The following is a 16,417-nucleotide window of genomic DNA, read 5'->3' as shown; positions in this document are numbered from 1 at the left end:
TTTTAAAATTAAGCATTTACATGACGGCGCATGCCGTGACCTGCAGGCGTTAATTTAAAACCGGGGAGGCGCGATTAAAACGCGCTCCATTGCGAAATGGTAGTTGTTTTCGTAGAATTCTGAGCGGCGGCGCGCGATAATTAAGGCGACCGTAACTGCAAAAAATAAGGCAACAGAGGGTAATACAAAACCCATCGCGCCTGAGAAATCAAAGGAAGGTAAACCAGGATGACTGGTTGTTTTTGCATGTTTTGAATCCGCCGAATAATGCATCCACAAAAAATCAGCAAAACTGAAACCTGCCGGAGCCTGCTTCTTGTGATCTTGAAAATGCTTCATGAGTTCATTCGCCTTAATGGCCTGCTCCATCCCCACCTTTGGCAACAAGCCACCGGTGAACATGATCGCGAAAAGAACGTATGCAAGGACATTTTTCATCTCCCAAATGTAACAAAAATTCGAATTTTTCACCCATATTTATGTTTTCATTTTATTTTAAGATGGAATGACGGCCTAAATCATGGATGAAATAAATCTTTTGTGGCATCAGCTCACTGATTCTGAAACCATTATCCGTTCTGGATTGATGGTGATTACCCTGATTGTTTTCGCTGAGAATGGCCTATTTTTCGCCTTTTTTTTACCAGGAGATTATTTATTGTTTTTGACCGGAGTTTTTGGGGGTACGGGCGTTTTGAAAGAGCCCTTAAGCTCGCTTTTATTGAGTATTTTTCTGGCGGCGGTCATCGGGTCTTTGGTAGGTTATTTAAGCGGGCGTTTTTTCGGAAAATCCCTCATGAATAGGCCAGATGGCTGGTTTTATAAGAAGAAACACCTGGAATCGACTCGGGAATTTTTTGACAAATACGGATTCATGGCGCTGGTTATCAGTCGCTTTTTACCTATCGTCCGCACCTTTACGCCCATTTTAGCCGGAATCAGTCACCTTTCGTGGTACAAGTTTATCTTGTTGAACCTAGTGGGAGGCGCTTTATGGGTGGGGATTCTAGTGACGGGAGGGTATTATTTAGGCCAAAGTTTCCCCGGCATCATCAACTACGTTCAATACATCATTCTATTTTTCCTAGCGGTTACCACGTTTACGGTGATTAAAGGATATATGAAATTAAGGCAATGATCGAGCAATTTGGCTATGTAGCGGCATTTTTAGGCGCAGGAATCTTGTTCCTGGGCTTGATCTTAACCCTTGCCCGCTTCATTCGCCCCAATCGCCCGAATGTCGAGAAAAATTCCACCTACGAATCCGGTGAAGCACCGGTAGGAAACGCAAATATTCGCTTTAATCCCCGCTTTTACGTGATTGCGCTCCTTTTTGTGCTATTTGAAATCGAATTGGTTTTCCTCTTCCCCACGGCCACTTTGTTGAAAAATAAAGAGCTCTCCATGGTCGCACCGGAATTTCCTATGTATGCGGTAATAGAGATTTTATTATTCGTTGGAATTTTAGCTTTGGGACTGGTTTTCGCTTGGGTGAAAGGGTATTTGAACTGGGAAAAACCAGAAACGGCTGCCGAAAAATTGAACATTCCGATCCCAGATAGCGTTTACGATAGCATCAGAACGAAACATTCTTCCCAGAAAAATGGCTAATAAAACACATTCCTTTACTTCGCTGAACGCTTTTTCTGCTCTGCTGCTAGATTATCTAGCGGAGAAACCGGCGTTACAAGAGTTTTATGGGAATGGTCCTCTTTTGGCAAATTTCAAAGAGCAAATTTCAGAGAAAAAATCGTTTCCTTCCTCTTCGCGAGCAGTTCTTCAGACTGTTTTAACCGAGCAGTATGCCGCAATTGGGGCTGAAATGCCTTCGGTAGATTTACGCGATGAAAATACCTTTACCGTTACGACAGGACATCAATTAAACATCTATACAGGACCGCTGTATGTGATTTACAAGTTAATCTCGACGATTAATCTGGCTCGAAAACTTCAGAAAGAATACCCTTCACAGCGATTTGTTCCTATCTATTGGATGGCGACGGAGGACCACGATTTTGAGGAGATTAATCACTTCTTTGCGTTTGGGACGAAATACGAATGGAATACGCCCCAAAAAGGTGCCGTCGGACGCTTTAACCTAAGCGATTTCCCCCGCATTCCGTTTAGAAACGAGATCTTCGACAAGGCCTACTCAGAGGGCAAGACACTTTCTGAAGCAGTGAGAATGTACATGCATGCACTTTTCGGAGCTCATGGTTTAGTCTGTCTCGATGCCGATGATGCACGTTTAAAATCGATTTTTGCTCCTATTATGGAGGCGGATTTAATGCATCAGGTTCACGAACCAATCGTGCGTGCGACCACAGAGAAATTAGAATCCTTAGGCTATAAAACGCAAGTTGCTGCGCGTCCCGTGAATCTTTTCCGTTTAACGGAGAACGATCGCATTCGATTAGAAAAGGGGGATTCAGTGGAGATGACTGACGCCAGTCCAAATGTGATCTTACGTCCTTTGTACCAAGAAACCATTTTGCCTAACCTCGCCTACATCGGTGGACCGGCAGAAGTCGCTTATTGGTTGCAATTGAAAGGTATATTCGATTTACACCAGGTTCCGTTCCCGATCCTGTTGCCCCGTAACTTTGCGATCGTAAAGACGCAGAAGCAGGCGGAAAGAGCGGAGAAACTCGGTTTGAGTTTAGCGGATTTGTTTAAAAACGAACTTACCTTGAGACGGGATTTTGTGGCGGGACGAACATCCCATCAATTAGATACCGCTAATGAAACGAATGCCTTAGAACCCATTTTAGCGGAGCTGGCGCAAAGGGCAAAAGCCATCGACCCAACATTAGAAGCGAGCGTTTTAGCCGAACAGGCTCGATGGACAAAAGGTCTCGAGCGTTTAGCGAAGAAAATGAAACGTGCGGAAGAGCGTAATCAGGGAGATGAGGTGAGGCAAGTTTTGGGACTAAAAGAAGCGCTATTCCCTGCGGGAGAATGGCAGGAGCGTCACACCAACTTCCTTGAATTCGCGAGCGATCACCCAAAATTTATTGTCGATTTACTGAAGACATTCGATCCATTACACTTCGAATTCTACGAAATAACCCTATAATGCCCGAAAAACTTAGTCCGTCAGACTTCCTCGAAGCCGCAAAAACATACCCGGTGCTCGATGTACGATCGCCTGGCGAATATTCGCGGGCACGGATTCCAGGTGCTATTTCCTTTCCCATTTTTGATGATGAACAACGAGCGGCGGTGGGAACCTGTTATAAGCAAAAGGGAAAGGATAAAGCGATTGAATTAGGTCTCGAATTCGTGGGACCACAACTCGCAGTTTGGGTGAAGAAGGCGAAAAAACTTGCGGTTGATAATACCGTTTTAGTCCATTGCTGGCGCGGAGGAATGCGTTCAGGTAGTATGTCCTGGCTTTTTGAAACCGCTGGATTACAGGTTAAAATACTTGTAGGAGGGTATAAGGCCTACCGGAATGAAGTATTAGCCATTTTCGAAAGGCCTATTCCGTTCCGCGTTTTGGGCGGGAAAACAGGATCTGGAAAAACGGAAATCTTGCCTGAATTAGCGAAAAGAGGCCACCAGGTTTTGGATTTAGAAGGCTTGGCGCATCATAGAGGTTCAGCGTTTGGGCATTTAGGTCTAGAGGCGCAGCCCACGAGTGAGCATTTTGAGAATGAAGTGCACCGCGTTTTAAGCGGTTTAGATTATAGCAGGGACATTTGGGTGGAGGATGAAAGTCGCCACATCGGTCAGGTGTTTATGGGAGCTCCGTTGTATAATCAGTTGCGTGCGGCCCCTGTGGTATTTTTAGATATTGACCCTAAGTACCGATTACCACATTTAGTAAAAGTGTATGCGTCGTATCCGAAGGAGGATTTAGCCAAAGCTTTGGGCAAAATAAAAAAACGCCTGGGATTAGACCGCTACGCCATCGCGATGGAAGCGTTAGATGCCGGGGATTTCAGTTTAGTCGCCGAAATCACCCTGCATTACTATGACAAGGCCTATATGTACGGACTCGAATTACGCGACGAGTCACAAATCACCCGTATCGAGGTAAAAACCTTAGATCCGATCGAACAAACCGAATTACTTTTAGCCCATGTTACCTAAAGAATTTTTAGATAAGATACTGGAACAACACCAGCAGACGCCCCCTTTCCCGGCAACGTCTGATATCAAAAAGCTGTTTACGAAAATCGTTTTAACGCTTTTTCCAGAACAAACGCGGCAGCATTTTAAAGAAGCTTCGGAGCTGAAGGCGGTTTGGGAAAGCATCGAAAATGGGCTTGAAAGCCTATTTTACTCGATGAAAGGTCAGCTTTCGGAAGATCCAGCGGTCATTGCGAAACGCTTTTTAGACCGTATTCCGGCGATTTACGATCTTTTACAAACGGACGTAGAGGCGATGGTCGCGGGGGATCCAGCGGCGACCACTTCTTATGAGGTGATTCGTACCTATCCCGGATTTTATGCCTTAGCTTTCTATCGTTTAGCGCATGGATTGCACCAGGAGAAAGTGCCCTTGATTCCACGGATATTAACAGAGTATGCGCATTCCAAAACAGGTATCGACATCCACCCCGGCGCCAGCATCGGTCGCTATTTCTTCATGGACCACGGCACCGGCATCGTCATCGGGGAAACCACGGTCATAGGCGAACGCGTAAAATTATACCAAGGTGTAACTTTAGGAGCCCTTTCTGTCGATAAATCGATGGCCTCCACGAAGCGCCACCCGACAATAGAAGATGGCGTAGTGATTTATTCTGGAGCCACCATTTTAGGCGGAGACACTGTCGTGGGAAAAGATTCCGTCATAGGAGGAAACGTCTGGTTAACACGCAGTGTTCCCGCCAATACAAAGATATACCACCAAGAAACCGTCAAAGTCATCCAAGATTAATATGAGCCAGCTGTTAGATTTAGTCGGAAACACTCCTTTAGTTGAGTTATCGCGCTTGAACCCGAATCCGAAGGTGAAGATCTTTGGCAAATTAGAGGGAAATAATCCAGGGGGATCTGTGAAAGATCGCGCCGCGAAAAATATGATCGAAGGCGCCATCGCCCGTGGCGAATTAAAGGCTGGGATGAAGCTCATCGAAGCCACTTCTGGCAACACAGGCATCGCGCTAGCCATGATCGCCCGTTTATTTGACATTGAAATCGAATTAGCGATGCCTTCGAATTCCACGCGCGAGCGCGTGCTGACGATGGAGGCTTTTGGAGCAACAGTTACCTTAACGGAGACCATCGAATCCGCGCGCGATTATGCCGTAGAGAAAGCTGCGAGCGGCGAATTCTTTATGTTAAATCAATTCGAGAATCCTGACAATTATTTAGCCCATTACAAAACCACCGGACCCGAAATCTACCGCGATACAAAAGGGCAAATCACGCATTTCGTCGCTTCGATGGGAACGACCGGCACGATCATGGGTACTTCGATGTATTTAAAGGAACAAAATCCTGACATCCAAATCATCGGTTGCCAGCCCACAGACGGTTCGAAAATCCCCGGCATCCGCCGCTGGCCCATCGAATACCGCCCTAAGATCTATGATCCTTCCCGCGTAGATCGCGTGATTGACATCTCTGAAGCAGATGCAACCGCGATGACCCGCGCCTTAGCAAAAGTCGAAGGTGTCTTCGGTGGAATGAGCAGTGGTGGGGGCGTATTAGCTAGTTTACGCTTAGCGACTGAGTTAGAGGAGGGTGTGATTGTTTGTATCATTTGTGACCGTGGGGATCGCTATTTATCGAGCGGACTTTTTGGCGAATAATTCCCTGTTTCGCGATAATTCTTCGTTTTTTTTAGCCCAAGATTGGGATTAAATAAAATTATACTTATTTTTGCACTCCCGATTAACGCGGGCAATTGAGGTGGATTAGCTCAGTTGGTAGAGCATCGGATTGAAAATCCGTGTGTCCCCGGTTCGAGTCCGGGATCTACCACTTCAATGAAAACAAAAACCCCTTCTATTTATTTAGGAGGGGTTTTTTTGTACTTATCATTTAGTTTGTACCTAATTCTGTACCTAATTATGAAGATTTAATGAGAATTATCAAATTCTGAATACTTCAAAATACATTCATTCTAAAAAAGTTAGTTTCATAGTAATTGTATTGTACTATCTTAATTAACTAACTGAAGGGTATAAAAATTAACTTTTTACATCCACTTATAAATTATAATCTTCGATTTCAATATCTAACAACTTACAATTATCTGCCTCTGAATTCTCGTTGAAAATTGAATTTCTTTTTAAGGCTGTAGAATGAATCTTAGCAGCGTATTTAGAATTCATCTGCAACTTCCTTTTTTCATAAGACGCAACTTCCTTTTGAAGTCTATCTCTAATACTCATTAATGTATCGTATAAGTCTATATTCAATAATAGCATTGTTACATTGCTACTCATATATAAATTCAATGTATTTAACTGCTTAATAGCAGATTGATAAGATGAAATCATAGCTCGATTTTATATTCTAAATTAAATTTATCGAAATAAGATTCTATGTCTTTTTTTCTAAATAACCTTCTGCCTCTAATCTTAATTCCTTCGGGAAATCTTTTCAATCTTATATTATGATAAATTGAAAACTTATTCATCCCTAATTCCTTTGCTAACTCATCAATTGAAATTAATGGTTCTGTTTGTATCATATTGTTTTTCATTTACTATAAATAGTAAAAACTTATAATTTACAGCCTAATTCACCCCCTCAGCGTAAGTTTATTTTAAATATTTGTATCCTTTTTCATATACAGACCAAAAGCTTAATTATTCAATTGGGGGTATAGGTTTTCAATAGAAGCTTACAAAGATTGAGATTAAGCAATGGGATTTAATTTGCTCGAACCAATCAGCCATCAATAACTGAAAGTATAGTAGTGTATTTTAAGAGTATTCTACCCCACTCTTTGAACACTTATAAATATTGCTTTTTTATAAAAAACACATCTTCTAACACCTTTTTTATATATTTTTTCATTAGCTGAAAAAACTACCAATATGTATAAATGGGGGTAGTTGAATTAAATAAGAAAAAAGCCTTTTACAGTTACATTAAACCTAAAAATCAAAATTGGAATAATCAGTATTTTTAGATTTTCTTCTTAACAAATCCATTGCATTTTTCATTTTCTCAATTGAATTTGAGTCTAATTCTTTTTCTTCATTTTCAGTTTTAGATTTACCAACATACTTAGCAAACCACTTTTCTTCAAATTCAAAAAATCGACATCCGTAAACCTTATAGAAAGCATTCCAATGTTCTAATAGTTCAAAGTCAGAATTAGATGGGTCTAATGGAACAACTAACTTATCCACATTTTCAATTCCATTCTTTGATTGTTCCTCGAAAATTTGATTGATAAATCTCTCAGATTCTACGATAAGATTATTTCGATTATGTTTAGAAAGCTTATTATTACTTTGAATTCTGTAGTCAAACCCTTCTGCTTTACCACCTTTACCTCCCTTTACCCATCCTCTCTTTATAGCTTTAACTTTTTTAGGCATTGCAATCCCTTTGCCAAAAAACTTTAGAATTGAATTATCAAAAAAAATACGGGATGAAAGTGGGAGTTTGTTGGCTCTACTTTGTATATAAACCTTACCTCCACTTTTAAAATATTCAATCCAACGGCTCTTTGCGAGAAAGTCAATTTGATGTAGTGTTTTATACCCCAAATCTTCGATTTTAAGATGTTTCTCTGAATGGTAAGGTGATTTAGCACATCTCTCCAATTCGTGTCTTAGAATTGGGTTTTTTAACTTTTCAAAACCTTTATTTTTTATCTTTCCAACGGATGGGAAAGAGGATTGTTCTGAATCGGTTAAATCAAAAATTGAATTGATTTTCATTTCAATAGCAATTGCCTTAAATCAGAAACACTTACTTCTGAAATTCTGTTATGAAGCATTCTATGGCAATTAGAACAAACTAAAGCCAAATCTTCTAATTTGGTTTCCTTTGAATCGCTAAACTTATTTAGCGGAATAATATGATGACACTCAATAAACCCTTTCCCTAATTCCCCATAAGTTTTCTCAAAATCAAAACCACAACACTCGCACTCCAATTTCCCTTTTTCAGAAAACACCTTTGCCTTTTTTTTGGCAATTATTTTTCTGTCTCTTTCCCGCACTTTATGCATTTTATAAAGCACTTTCCCCTCCCTTACATTTTCTTCAATATCATCAGATTCAATAGAAGAAACGTTAGTTGAATAATCTAAACTTAAAGTAACTTTTTTAATGCCGTCTGCTACACCTCTTAATTCAATTAAATTCTCAAAATATTCGTTGAATACGGCTTCATCTAATTTACTGTAAGATTCCATACCCTTTCCCGAATAATTTGGGTCTAAGGCTAAGAAATTTCCCAATTTTAGAGTTACTCCATTGGGGTTTCTAAACTTCTCCTCATCCGGCCTATTTGAATGAATAGGAAGCATATTCAATAATTCAGATAGCTCTATGATTTTAGGATTATTACTTTCTATCGTACCTCTATTTTCATCAAAATATAGATTCAATGCTAAAATTACCTCATCTCGTTCCCATTTTGGATTTCTCATAATTGCTAAAGAGTTTTATCTAAAAGGCTACTGCCGTATCAGCAGATGCTGAATCTAAAGCTAAAGAATTCAAATAAGCTTCTACTTCTTTTTCAGATGGCAGTTTAAAAGTTGGGATAATCTTATTTCCCGGTTTTATAAAGGAGATTTCTGAGTTTTCAATTACTTCAAAATTATTGTTTATTTTAAAATACGCTTTAGTTAAATACTTTACACCGTGTACATCTTTTAACCTATATGAATGAAACATTTGATACATAATCTTATATTTGACATTCTCAGAATCAATTGATGTACCACTTTCTACCATATAAACTGTATCTAAATTGTCGAATTTTACTGACTCATAAGTGGACATATCATCCAAATTTTCATTTAAATATTTTCGGATTGATTCTTTAGCCTTCTCCTCATTAGACTTCTCACAGCTTCCTAATGCAATAGAGAAAAGGAACAAAACAAACAAATAGTATATTTTCATTTTTAAAATTTATCTAACTGAATTTGTTCAATGTCATTTTTAATTATAGCAACAATTGGCTTATATCTTAAAGTAAGACTTATCAAATTGTTTTTTATGTTTTTATTTGGGAAAAGGACATCCAATGAAAGCTTATCAGTTTCATTTTCTTTAAAATTAATCTCCGAATTATTGGTCAATTCACTAAATTCTAAAACAGCTGAAACATCCGAATTACTGAACAATAAATGGTTAAATACCTTAATTGATTTTCCGTATTTTTTTGTTAAATCTCTCTTAATATTATTAAAATATAAATCGCTTTTTTTATCCCCTTCTTTCGAGAAATAATGCCCTTTGATTATAACTTCAAACAATTCATTATTATAAAATCTCAAATTATAGAATTCAAAATCAATGCTATAAATGTTTGTTCCATCTTCAATTTTAAACTGCTTAATTTTATTATCAACCTCTTTATTGTAAGGCCATCCATTTATTTTACTGTATTCATTATTGAAATCAGATGCAGTTTGATTTATAATAGCATTAGGAATAAGAAAATTTATAGTAGTTTTTAATTTTATTCCTAATGTCCGTTCCACTTCCTCTTTTGACATTCCCCAATAAAGCTTATCAAATGCTTTTACATTTGTAGCTGTAGAATAAAACCATCGATTTTCCTTTGATAAATAATCATTGAACGTGTATAAGCCCCCAATAAGCCCTATGGCAATAATGGAGATTATCCCGATTTTAAACTGTTTAGTTACCTTCATAATTAAAGTTTCATTTTAGCCATTTCCTTCAATAGTAAATCGAAATTCAAAATTACTCTACCTTCAGCAATCTCTTTAAACTGATTTGCTAAAATACGTTTAATTACCGGCTTAGTTAACTCCACCATAGCAATTTTCAGTTTGTTTGAATTCAACTCTTCCCCATTTAATGATTCTCCAATACTTCTATACCATTTTGGGCAAACCTCTTTTAAAAGTTTCAAATTCTCAAATCGTTGAGATTTCAAAATTATTGTTTTTGTATTGGCTAAGTTCTTTGTTCTATACTTAATATAGCATTTAGGATACTCTGCTATAATAAACTCTTTATGTAAATGCCTATTTTCTTCCTTATTTCTAACCTTATTTTTTCTTAATGTTTCCATATAGTAAACATCTATTTCGTGCTCAGCTTTCAGATATTCTATCTTCCTAAATATGGGAGATGCTTTGAGCTGATTTAAACGTATTTTATCTAATCTTTTGGCATTATCCTTTTGTAGTTGTTTCAACAATTTGTCGTTCTCCTCAATCACTTTGTGGTGATGATTTATAGCCTTCGATAAATTCTGAAAGGTATTCACATCCTTTCGCTCAGAATCACTCAACCCCCAATAGGTTTCTTTATCCAACCAATCCATTTGGACCACCCAACGTGGCTTATTCAGCTTCGCCATTTAATAAAATTTTAATCTAAAAATAATCAAAAGATGGAAGAAAAATTAAAATAAAACTTCGATTCGATAATAAGTGATTTTTAAATGATTTTGCTACAATCAATTTCAAAAATCATTTTGTAGCCCTATATAACTAAGAAATTGCATAGTAATCAGTTCACTAACCTAAACAATAAATTTATGTGTGCAATCATCAATATCAATCAACCTTTAATTTATGTAAAGTCTAATAAATCGGGTGAAAATCGGAGAGAAAAATGGGAGAAAAAAGAATCACTAAAATCACCAATCGTAATTTCAAAGAAATGTCCATTTACAGATGAAATAGTGCCATTTTATGTGAATTCAAAAAAAGAAGAGAGAGAATTGAACTTAATTTTGAATGAAATGAGATTTGAGGCAAAAATCAATTATCAGAACCAATTTTTAATGGCTGCTTAGATTTCAAATCAATAAAAACCAATTTATGAGGTCTCAAATAAAAAGTGATTTTAATCTTCCACCAACCTTTTGACCTTCATTACTAATTTAGTTGAGGTGTCCGTTAATTTAGCAATCTCTCTAATAGTATAGCCTCCGCGAGTTACCAATTTACTAATTTCCTTAACGGATGGCTTATTCATAAAGGTGCTTTTGGTTTCAATAGCACCTTCCTTACGGCCAAACTTCACACCTCGCATTCGAGCTGCTACTCTGCCCGCATCTAATCGTTCGGCAATCGATTCTCTTTCAGATTCAGCTATCGATGAAATAATAGTTGAAACTAATCTGAAGATTGGATTGGACTTTCCATCTACTATAGAAGATAGGCCGAGATTTTCAATAACTAAATTAACACCGTACTTCTCACATAGTTTAATTGTGGAAAGAGCATCGATGGTAGAACGACCGATGCGCGAGGCCTCCTCAACACATAGAGTTGTTATTTTACCATTTACAATATCAGCAATAATACGAGCTCCCTCTTTACGTTCTGAAAAGGGGATAGTGCCAGAGGCCTGTTCTATATAAATCTTATCGTATTTAGTTTCGGAGAGAAGTTGGCGGTCAGCCTTTTGAGAAACTGATGAATAACGGATGTACTTTACTATCATTTTTGTATGCCTTTATTATTGGAATACAAATTTACCACAAAAGCTTTAAAAATCATAATTTAAGCCCAATGAAGGCACTTTTTGGCTAAAGAGTTTGTGGGAAGTTATTGTAAAAATTAAAGGAATACAATCTTCGTTCTTATTTACAAATAAGAATGTAGTTTTGATTAAATAAAAAAAGGATGCAAAATGTGCATCCTTAATAGTTTCATCCTTTGTTTAATAGAACTAAAAATCGTCTTTTCTTTTCGGAGAAGTAGCAGTTGGGTTTTTCATTCCATTATCAACTGAAGCAATCGTTAAATCGCATTTTTCCTGCCACTTTGTATGGGTTAAATACCACGCTCCCGTTCTTTTAGTTAATTCCTTCGCAGTTTTAGGAGGAGTTTGGAAACTACTTATATAAAATGAACGGGCCTGAGTAGCTGGCACATTACCATATTGTGAATAGGTGCCCGGTTTAAATACATTCCCATCATCATAAAGTGAAACTCTCATTTTACCATCCTTAAACTCGGCAACTAATCTGACGTATAACGACCAAACATCATTGAAGTTAGTTAATAGTACTTTCATAGAAACAGGAACTTTTTCAATGTAAACCAATACTATCTGATTATCTGTTTCACTAACCATAACCTCTCGTAAGTTAACAAAAGTGGTTCCCGCCCAATTCTTAAAGGTATTTAGCAGTTCTTTTTGAGATTTACCACTTATTTCAATAACTTTTGATGTGTAAAGTTTTGATTCTAAGTCTTCATACGGTTTTAATTGAGGGATTACTTCGTCCTGCGATAAGGTCACAAATGACACTAATAAAAATGCAATAATCATTAAATTCTTCATTTCGTTTTTATTTAGGGGTGTTATTTTTAACAGTCGGTATTACCTTACAATTCCAAAAGCAACAGCAATCATCAGAACCACCCGGACTATCAAAAACTGAATATCCCAATTTTAATGATATGCTTTCTATTTCAGCTCGTGTATATAATCTATCTAATTCATATAAACGCTTACATAATAACTTATATCTTTCTCCACCTTCTTCTTCGTAACAACACGTAGTTTTGGACCAATCCTTTTCTTTTGTTTTTGGCTTCCAATCTATCCAATACTTCATTGAAAATGAAATTTCTCTTTTCCCAACCTCCGCTGAATCCGATGAAATTTCATCAATTTTCGATTCAATTTCATTTGAAGTCTTTTTCCCAAACAATTTGTCAAATAAGCCCATCTGAAACTTTATTGATTTTTATTATCATTTGAAAAAATCATACAACACTCCCCATCGCGTTGAGGTTTGATAAAATAATAAATTACGGATTCCCCCTTATCTAATGCACCAAAAGAATTTTTAGCTCTATATTTTATGGATAAACTAATATATGCTAAGGAGTCTAATTGAGGATTTGATTTCAAATTGTTAATTACCGCTAATGCAGAATCTCTTTGAGCTTTTGTTGCACCACCTATCTCAATCATTGTGTCATCAAATAATAAATCGAAATTCTCTGTTAAAGATTCGGATTTTTTAACGCTATCGATTATATCAATGGATATATTTTGATAAGATGAGGGGTCTTTTAATTGTTTTTTTAGATATGCCTCCGATGATGCTTTGACATCTTCCAACACATTTTTTTCTGAAGTTTTTCCACAGCTTAAAACTAAAAGAACAAAACTAATTTGTAGTAACTTCTTCATATCTATATTATTCAAAATATGTTAATGCTGATTCTGTCAAATCCTTTTTAAAACTTAACACATCATCAATTTTCTCAACTTTAAACTCCTTATTTCCTACAGTAATCTTTTTAGTCTTATCAGTAAATACTAAATAGCAAATTGCTTTCCTTATGTTACCATCTACCAAAATCACAAAGCTATTTTTTTGGTCTTTATATGAAATTCTGTCAGAGTCAATCTTTTTTGTTTGAATTAAAAGGGTTTTAATAATATGGTAATACTTTAACTCATCGTGAGTTGTAACTATTCCCGTATTACCTCCTTTTTTTGATTCTTCAACGGAAACTTTGTCCGTTGCTACACTAAGAGAAATAGAATTAACCAACTCTTTTATTTTGGCTTTAATCTTATCATTTCCCCTTATCCCCATCCGATTTAGAATTGCTTTAACGAATTCATCTGATGGAGCTAATAACTCCTTAAACAATGCTTCATCAAAATCAGATATGAAGTGGCTTTCGTTCGCTTCTTCAATAATAGTTTTAATCTCAATGGCGGTACGATGGAATTTGGCTAAAGTTTCGAAATCAGATTCTTCATATTCATCCAAATTGAAAACATAGAATGGATTTTTATTAAGAATTGAATCCTTTTTCTCAGATGCATAGAATCTGTATTCGATTCCATTTGTTAAGATTCCAATTTTGGCTGATGTAGTGTTAACAAAATAATTATTCAATTGTCCCGCATCCTTATCATTCAGCTTTTTCCCGTATTTCTTACACTCAATAACCATTATAGGATTTTTGCTATTAACACAAACAGCATAATCCACTTTATTGATTCCTCTATCTCCGAAATCGGCAGCATATTCAGTAATTAAATCCTTTAACCGATGATACCCCAAAATCTCCAAAAAGGGCTCAATTAGATAGGTTCTCGTTTGAGCTTCATTTTTACACTTATCATCTGCAATTGCTAATGCATCAAATTTCGAAATCTCCTTCTTAATAAATGATATAAGTTGTTTTTTGTTAACCATTGCTTTATTCGAATTTCATTTAATTTTAACTGAAGTTGCCCGATTAAAAATAGACAAATTGTGTTCTAATTTGCCCAAAATTTATCAGAATAACAATTCAACTTTATTTAACGGTATTTTAATTGTGGAGGCCGAGTACCTATTTGAAGCCGTACTTATCCAATAATAGCTCTACCCTATCATCATAGGCATCTTTTTCTAATATCCCTTTTTCGTACAATGATTTTAACTTCAATAACTGAGCTTCTAATTCTTCGGATGTATTAGAAATCGAATTGGCTTTTTCAATGTTTGAAACTTTTAAATTGGAGTCTGTAAAATCAAACATATTTATCAAATCTTCACTTTGGGGCTTTACATATTTCTTTGTCATATCTAAGCCCGAATGTCCCATTGCATTTGCGATAGAGAAGGGGTCGATATTTGATTCGTTCGCAATAGACGAAAAGGTCTTTCTTCCCGTATGAAATGAAACTAATTTGTGCATTGGCATATCTCTATCGAATGGCTGATTCTTCCCATTGATTTTCCTATCCAACATTAACTCTTTGAATTCCAAAATCTCAAAAATAGATTTAATGTGTTTATTTGCTTTGGTATTGTAGTTGTCTCTCGTTAGGTCATCGTTTTTACACTGCAAAGGAAATAGGTATTGAAAATAGGAACGGCTGGCTGAATATTTAACAAAAATTCTGTTAGATAATGAATTCTCTTTTATTTCAACTGCCCTTTGAGTTTTCTTTTGAATAATTGGATATACATTCTTATTGAAGTCTTTACTTCCAACTTTAAGCCGAACTAAATCTGAATATCTTAGCCCCGTTGCACACGAAAAAAGGAACATATCCAATATTACTTCATAGGTAGTAAAGTATTTAAATTTACCCATTGGTTCTGCACCAACTAATTTATAGTTAGCATCTCTTATTGCAATTTTTGTATCCTTATTCCTTATCGTTTTTAATCTTTCATCTTTAATAAGGAAACTATCCTTAGGCCACTTAGTATAAAACTTCAAATAGCCGGGTTTGCCATCAGAATCATTTGGTTGTTTGTAATCAAAGCCTCTGAAATCAGCCAAAATCTTTAGTTGTTGGATACTCAAAGCAATAATTTCTTTGTAATCTGTATTAAGTGAATGTCTGAAATCAGTAAAATAGTCTGAAATCATTTTTCGCCTTTTTGCCCAATTCAACATCTGTCTAAATTGTTGGACAATTTTCACGATTGTGGTGTTGCTTAGTTTACTATGGACACTCTTTGCTTCTCGTTGAATCAAATAAGTCAACAATCGTTTAAAAAAATCTTCTGTGATTTGTGTAGAAGTAACTTCTGCTGAATATTCAGCTAAAATAAACTCCTCCACTATTTTTAGTCTATACTTTACCGAGCGGTTATTACGATTATAGCCATCAATTTCTATAAACTTAAGATACTCTTTAATCAGAAATACAATAGAATAAGAATCTACCATTGATTCGATTCTTTTATTCATTGTATCAGCTTTAGTTTTTTTCTTCATCTCTGATACAACCAATGAAGGAATTGGTTCTAATTTTCGAGATTGAATCTGCGCAATTATATCAAAAGTTGATTGTTTAAAGGCTCGTAATGTATCATTTTTAAGAGCACTTTCTTTGTCTGATTTTCTAATAGGGTTATCCTTATCAACTTTATTAAAATCTGCCCTTAAGCACTTAACGCCCGCACTAAATGAAGTTTGCTCTGATTTGTAGCTGTATTTAAGAACAACATACATTTCATTAGAATCCTTTATGTTTTTAGGGGTAAAAGTTAGCCTCATATCAAATTTATAATGCCCAAATCTATGAAATTAGGTACAAAAAGTCACTAAAATAGACACAAAATGACCTAATTTTTGACATAAAAATCAATTTGATTAATTGTAAGTAACTGATAATCAATGCAAAATAACAAAAATTAAGATATAGGTATGTATTCGGGATCTACCACTTCAATGAAAACAAAAACCCTTTCTATTTATTTAGGAAGGGTTTTTTGTTGTTGAGGATAGTTATTACACATGCTCCTATTTGCATTCGAAAAAATATTTGCCGTTTAGTAAATATCTTTTGTAACACCC

Annotated in this window: 21 protein-coding genes and 1 tRNA gene; 8 read left to right on the top strand and 14 right to left on the bottom strand. The window is 36.1% G+C overall.

The window, feature by feature from the left end:
* Positions 1-54: 54 nt before the first annotated feature.
* Positions 55-438 carry a hypothetical protein gene (locus ACILP5_RS00600; RefSeq protein WP_395616704.1) on the bottom strand — a complete coding sequence of 128 codons (384 nt, stop codon included), beginning with the start codon at positions 436-438 and terminating at the stop codon, positions 55-57.
* Positions 439-520: 82 nt separating this feature from the next.
* Here ACILP5_RS00600 and ACILP5_RS00595 point away from each other — a divergent pair, with 82 nt between their 5' ends.
* The 7 genes from ACILP5_RS00595 to ACILP5_RS00565 all read left to right on the top strand — a co-directional run bounded on the left by ACILP5_RS00595 (position 521) and on the right by ACILP5_RS00565 (position 5,937).
* Positions 521-1,138 (top strand): DedA family protein, encoded by a 618-nt coding sequence (locus tag ACILP5_RS00595; RefSeq protein ID WP_395616703.1) that lies wholly within the window; start codon positions 521-523, stop codon positions 1,136-1,138.
* Positions 1,135-1,611, top strand: a complete 477-nt coding sequence (locus tag ACILP5_RS00590) for an NADH-quinone oxidoreductase subunit A (RefSeq protein ID WP_395616702.1) — start codon at positions 1,135-1,137, stop codon at positions 1,609-1,611. Before ACILP5_RS00595 ends, ACILP5_RS00590 begins: the two co-directional genes overlap by 4 nt.
* Entirely contained in the window at positions 1,604-3,076 is a 1,473-nt protein-coding gene (locus ACILP5_RS00585; protein ID WP_395616701.1) for a bacillithiol biosynthesis cysteine-adding enzyme BshC, read from the top strand. The genes ACILP5_RS00590 and ACILP5_RS00585 overlap by 8 nt, the downstream gene beginning before the upstream one ends.
* A complete protein-coding gene (gene mnmH, locus ACILP5_RS00580) occupies positions 3,076-4,095 on the top strand; it encodes a tRNA 2-selenouridine(34) synthase MnmH (RefSeq protein WP_395616700.1) in 1,020 nt (339 codons plus the stop codon). Before ACILP5_RS00585 ends, mnmH begins: the two co-directional genes overlap by 1 nt.
* Complete coding sequence (gene epsC / locus ACILP5_RS00575) at positions 4,085-4,888, top strand: serine O-acetyltransferase EpsC (RefSeq protein WP_395616699.1); 804 nt, start codon at positions 4,085-4,087, stop codon at positions 4,886-4,888. The genes mnmH and epsC overlap by 11 nt, the downstream gene beginning before the upstream one ends.
* A gap of 1 nt (position 4,889) precedes the next feature.
* Positions 4,890-5,765 carry a cysteine synthase CysM gene (cysM, locus tag ACILP5_RS00570; protein WP_395616698.1) on the top strand — a complete coding sequence of 292 codons (876 nt, stop codon included), beginning with the start codon at positions 4,890-4,892 and terminating at the stop codon, positions 5,763-5,765.
* 99 nt (positions 5,766-5,864) lie between these two features.
* A tRNA-Phe gene (locus ACILP5_RS00565) sits at positions 5,865-5,937 on the top strand.
* A 227-nt stretch (positions 5,938-6,164) separates the two neighbouring features.
* On the opposite strand, the gene ACILP5_RS00560 is transcribed toward ACILP5_RS00565, so the two are convergent.
* From ACILP5_RS00560 to ACILP5_RS00530, 7 genes are all read right to left on the bottom strand, one after another.
* Entirely contained in the window at positions 6,165-6,458 is a 294-nt protein-coding gene (locus tag ACILP5_RS00560; protein WP_395616697.1) for a hypothetical protein, read from the bottom strand.
* Positions 6,455-6,652 (bottom strand): helix-turn-helix transcriptional regulator, encoded by a 198-nt coding sequence (locus tag ACILP5_RS00555; protein ID WP_395616696.1) that lies wholly within the window; start codon positions 6,650-6,652, stop codon positions 6,455-6,457. Before ACILP5_RS00555 ends, ACILP5_RS00560 begins: the two co-directional genes overlap by 4 nt.
* 409 nt (positions 6,653-7,061) lie before the next feature.
* Positions 7,062-7,856, bottom strand: a complete 795-nt coding sequence (locus tag ACILP5_RS00550; protein ID WP_395616695.1) for a hypothetical protein — start codon at positions 7,854-7,856, stop codon at positions 7,062-7,064.
* Positions 7,853-8,572 (bottom strand): HNH endonuclease, encoded by a 720-nt coding sequence (locus ACILP5_RS00545; protein ID WP_395616694.1) that lies wholly within the window; start codon positions 8,570-8,572, stop codon positions 7,853-7,855. Before ACILP5_RS00545 ends, ACILP5_RS00550 begins: the two co-directional genes overlap by 4 nt.
* A 19-nt stretch (positions 8,573-8,591) precedes the next feature.
* On the bottom strand, positions 8,592-9,053 hold the full coding sequence (locus ACILP5_RS00540; protein ID WP_395616693.1) for a hypothetical protein: 462 nt from the start codon (positions 9,051-9,053) through the stop codon (positions 8,592-8,594).
* A 2-nt stretch (positions 9,054-9,055) separates the two neighbouring features.
* Positions 9,056-9,811 (bottom strand): hypothetical protein, encoded by a 756-nt coding sequence (locus tag ACILP5_RS00535; protein WP_395616692.1) that lies wholly within the window; start codon positions 9,809-9,811, stop codon positions 9,056-9,058.
* A 2-nt stretch (positions 9,812-9,813) separates the two neighbouring features.
* On the bottom strand, positions 9,814-10,488 hold the full coding sequence (locus ACILP5_RS00530) for a hypothetical protein (protein WP_395616691.1): 675 nt from the start codon (positions 10,486-10,488) through the stop codon (positions 9,814-9,816).
* Positions 10,489-10,668: 180 nt separating this feature from the next.
* Here ACILP5_RS00530 and ACILP5_RS00525 point away from each other — a divergent pair, with 180 nt between their 5' ends.
* Complete coding sequence (locus ACILP5_RS00525; RefSeq protein WP_395616690.1) at positions 10,669-10,929, top strand: hypothetical protein; 261 nt, start codon at positions 10,669-10,671, stop codon at positions 10,927-10,929.
* Between the two features lie 50 nt (positions 10,930-10,979).
* Here ACILP5_RS00525 and ACILP5_RS00520 read toward each other — a convergent pair whose 3' ends face one another.
* The 6 genes from ACILP5_RS00520 to ACILP5_RS00495 all read right to left on the bottom strand — a co-directional run bounded on the left by ACILP5_RS00520 (position 10,980) and on the right by ACILP5_RS00495 (position 16,117).
* Positions 10,980-11,582, bottom strand: a complete 603-nt coding sequence (locus tag ACILP5_RS00520) for a recombinase family protein (protein WP_395616689.1) — start codon at positions 11,580-11,582, stop codon at positions 10,980-10,982.
* A gap of 228 nt (positions 11,583-11,810) precedes the next feature.
* On the bottom strand, positions 11,811-12,428 hold the full coding sequence (locus ACILP5_RS00515) for a DUF4468 domain-containing protein (RefSeq protein ID WP_395616688.1): 618 nt from the start codon (positions 12,426-12,428) through the stop codon (positions 11,811-11,813).
* Between the two features lie 7 nt (positions 12,429-12,435).
* Positions 12,436-12,819 (bottom strand): hypothetical protein, encoded by a 384-nt coding sequence (locus ACILP5_RS00510; RefSeq protein WP_395616687.1) that lies wholly within the window; start codon positions 12,817-12,819, stop codon positions 12,436-12,438.
* 8 nt (positions 12,820-12,827) lie between these two features.
* On the bottom strand, positions 12,828-13,289 hold the full coding sequence (locus tag ACILP5_RS00505; protein ID WP_395616686.1) for a hypothetical protein: 462 nt from the start codon (positions 13,287-13,289) through the stop codon (positions 12,828-12,830).
* Between the two features lie 7 nt (positions 13,290-13,296).
* Complete coding sequence (locus ACILP5_RS00500) at positions 13,297-14,313, bottom strand: type I restriction enzyme HsdR N-terminal domain-containing protein (RefSeq protein WP_395616685.1); 1,017 nt, start codon at positions 14,311-14,313, stop codon at positions 13,297-13,299.
* Positions 14,314-14,452: 139 nt separating this feature from the next.
* Positions 14,453-16,117, bottom strand: a complete 1,665-nt coding sequence (locus ACILP5_RS00495; protein WP_395616684.1) for a tyrosine-type recombinase/integrase — start codon at positions 16,115-16,117, stop codon at positions 14,453-14,455.
* Between the last annotated feature and the right edge of the window lie 300 nt (positions 16,118-16,417).

Source organism: Aquirufa sp., from assembly GCF_044239315.1.
Lineage (GTDB): Bacteria > Bacteroidota > Bacteroidia > Cytophagales > Spirosomataceae > Aquirufa.
Note: the sequence above shows the minus strand (reverse complement) of the source record. Positions and strands in the feature narration are given on the sequence as shown.

What these genes read in the sequence shown, in the direction of transcription:
- ACILP5_RS00600 (WP_395616704.1), bottom strand. Translation starts at nt 438, where the DNA reads ATGAAAAATGTCCTTGCATACGTTCTTTTCGCGATCATGTTCACCGGT.
- ACILP5_RS00595 (WP_395616703.1), top strand. Translation starts at nt 521, where the DNA reads ATGGATGAAATAAATCTTTTGTGGCATCAGCTCACTGATTCTGAAACC.
- ACILP5_RS00590 (WP_395616702.1), top strand. Translation starts at nt 1,135, where the DNA reads ATGATCGAGCAATTTGGCTATGTAGCGGCATTTTTAGGCGCAGGAATC.
- ACILP5_RS00585 (WP_395616701.1), top strand. Translation starts at nt 1,604, where the DNA reads ATGGCTAATAAAACACATTCCTTTACTTCGCTGAACGCTTTTTCTGCT.
- mnmH (WP_395616700.1), top strand. Translation starts at nt 3,076, where the DNA reads ATGCCCGAAAAACTTAGTCCGTCAGACTTCCTCGAAGCCGCAAAAACA.
- epsC (WP_395616699.1), top strand. Translation starts at nt 4,085, where the DNA reads ATGTTACCTAAAGAATTTTTAGATAAGATACTGGAACAACACCAGCAG.
- cysM (WP_395616698.1), top strand. Translation starts at nt 4,890, where the DNA reads ATGAGCCAGCTGTTAGATTTAGTCGGAAACACTCCTTTAGTTGAGTTA.
- ACILP5_RS00560 (WP_395616697.1), bottom strand. Translation starts at nt 6,458, where the DNA reads ATGATTTCATCTTATCAATCTGCTATTAAGCAGTTAAATACATTGAAT.
- ACILP5_RS00555 (WP_395616696.1), bottom strand. Translation starts at nt 6,652, where the DNA reads ATGATACAAACAGAACCATTAATTTCAATTGATGAGTTAGCAAAGGAA.
- ACILP5_RS00550 (WP_395616695.1), bottom strand. Translation starts at nt 7,856, where the DNA reads ATGAAAATCAATTCAATTTTTGATTTAACCGATTCAGAACAATCCTCT.
- ACILP5_RS00545 (WP_395616694.1), bottom strand. Translation starts at nt 8,572, where the DNA reads ATGAGAAATCCAAAATGGGAACGAGATGAGGTAATTTTAGCATTGAAT.
- ACILP5_RS00540 (WP_395616693.1), bottom strand. Translation starts at nt 9,053, where the DNA reads ATGAAAATATACTATTTGTTTGTTTTGTTCCTTTTCTCTATTGCATTA.
- ACILP5_RS00535 (WP_395616692.1), bottom strand. Translation starts at nt 9,811, where the DNA reads ATGAAGGTAACTAAACAGTTTAAAATCGGGATAATCTCCATTATTGCC.
- ACILP5_RS00530 (WP_395616691.1), bottom strand. Translation starts at nt 10,488, where the DNA reads ATGGCGAAGCTGAATAAGCCACGTTGGGTGGTCCAAATGGATTGGTTG.
- ACILP5_RS00525 (WP_395616690.1), top strand. Translation starts at nt 10,669, where the DNA reads ATGTGTGCAATCATCAATATCAATCAACCTTTAATTTATGTAAAGTCT.
- ACILP5_RS00520 (WP_395616689.1), bottom strand. Translation starts at nt 11,582, where the DNA reads ATGATAGTAAAGTACATCCGTTATTCATCAGTTTCTCAAAAGGCTGAC.
- ACILP5_RS00515 (WP_395616688.1), bottom strand. Translation starts at nt 12,428, where the DNA reads ATGAAGAATTTAATGATTATTGCATTTTTATTAGTGTCATTTGTGACC.
- ACILP5_RS00510 (WP_395616687.1), bottom strand. Translation starts at nt 12,819, where the DNA reads ATGGGCTTATTTGACAAATTGTTTGGGAAAAAGACTTCAAATGAAATT.
- ACILP5_RS00505 (WP_395616686.1), bottom strand. Translation starts at nt 13,289, where the DNA reads ATGAAGAAGTTACTACAAATTAGTTTTGTTCTTTTAGTTTTAAGCTGT.
- ACILP5_RS00500 (WP_395616685.1), bottom strand. Translation starts at nt 14,313, where the DNA reads ATGGTTAACAAAAAACAACTTATATCATTTATTAAGAAGGAGATTTCG.
- ACILP5_RS00495 (WP_395616684.1), bottom strand. Translation starts at nt 16,117, where the DNA reads ATGAGGCTAACTTTTACCCCTAAAAACATAAAGGATTCTAATGAAATG.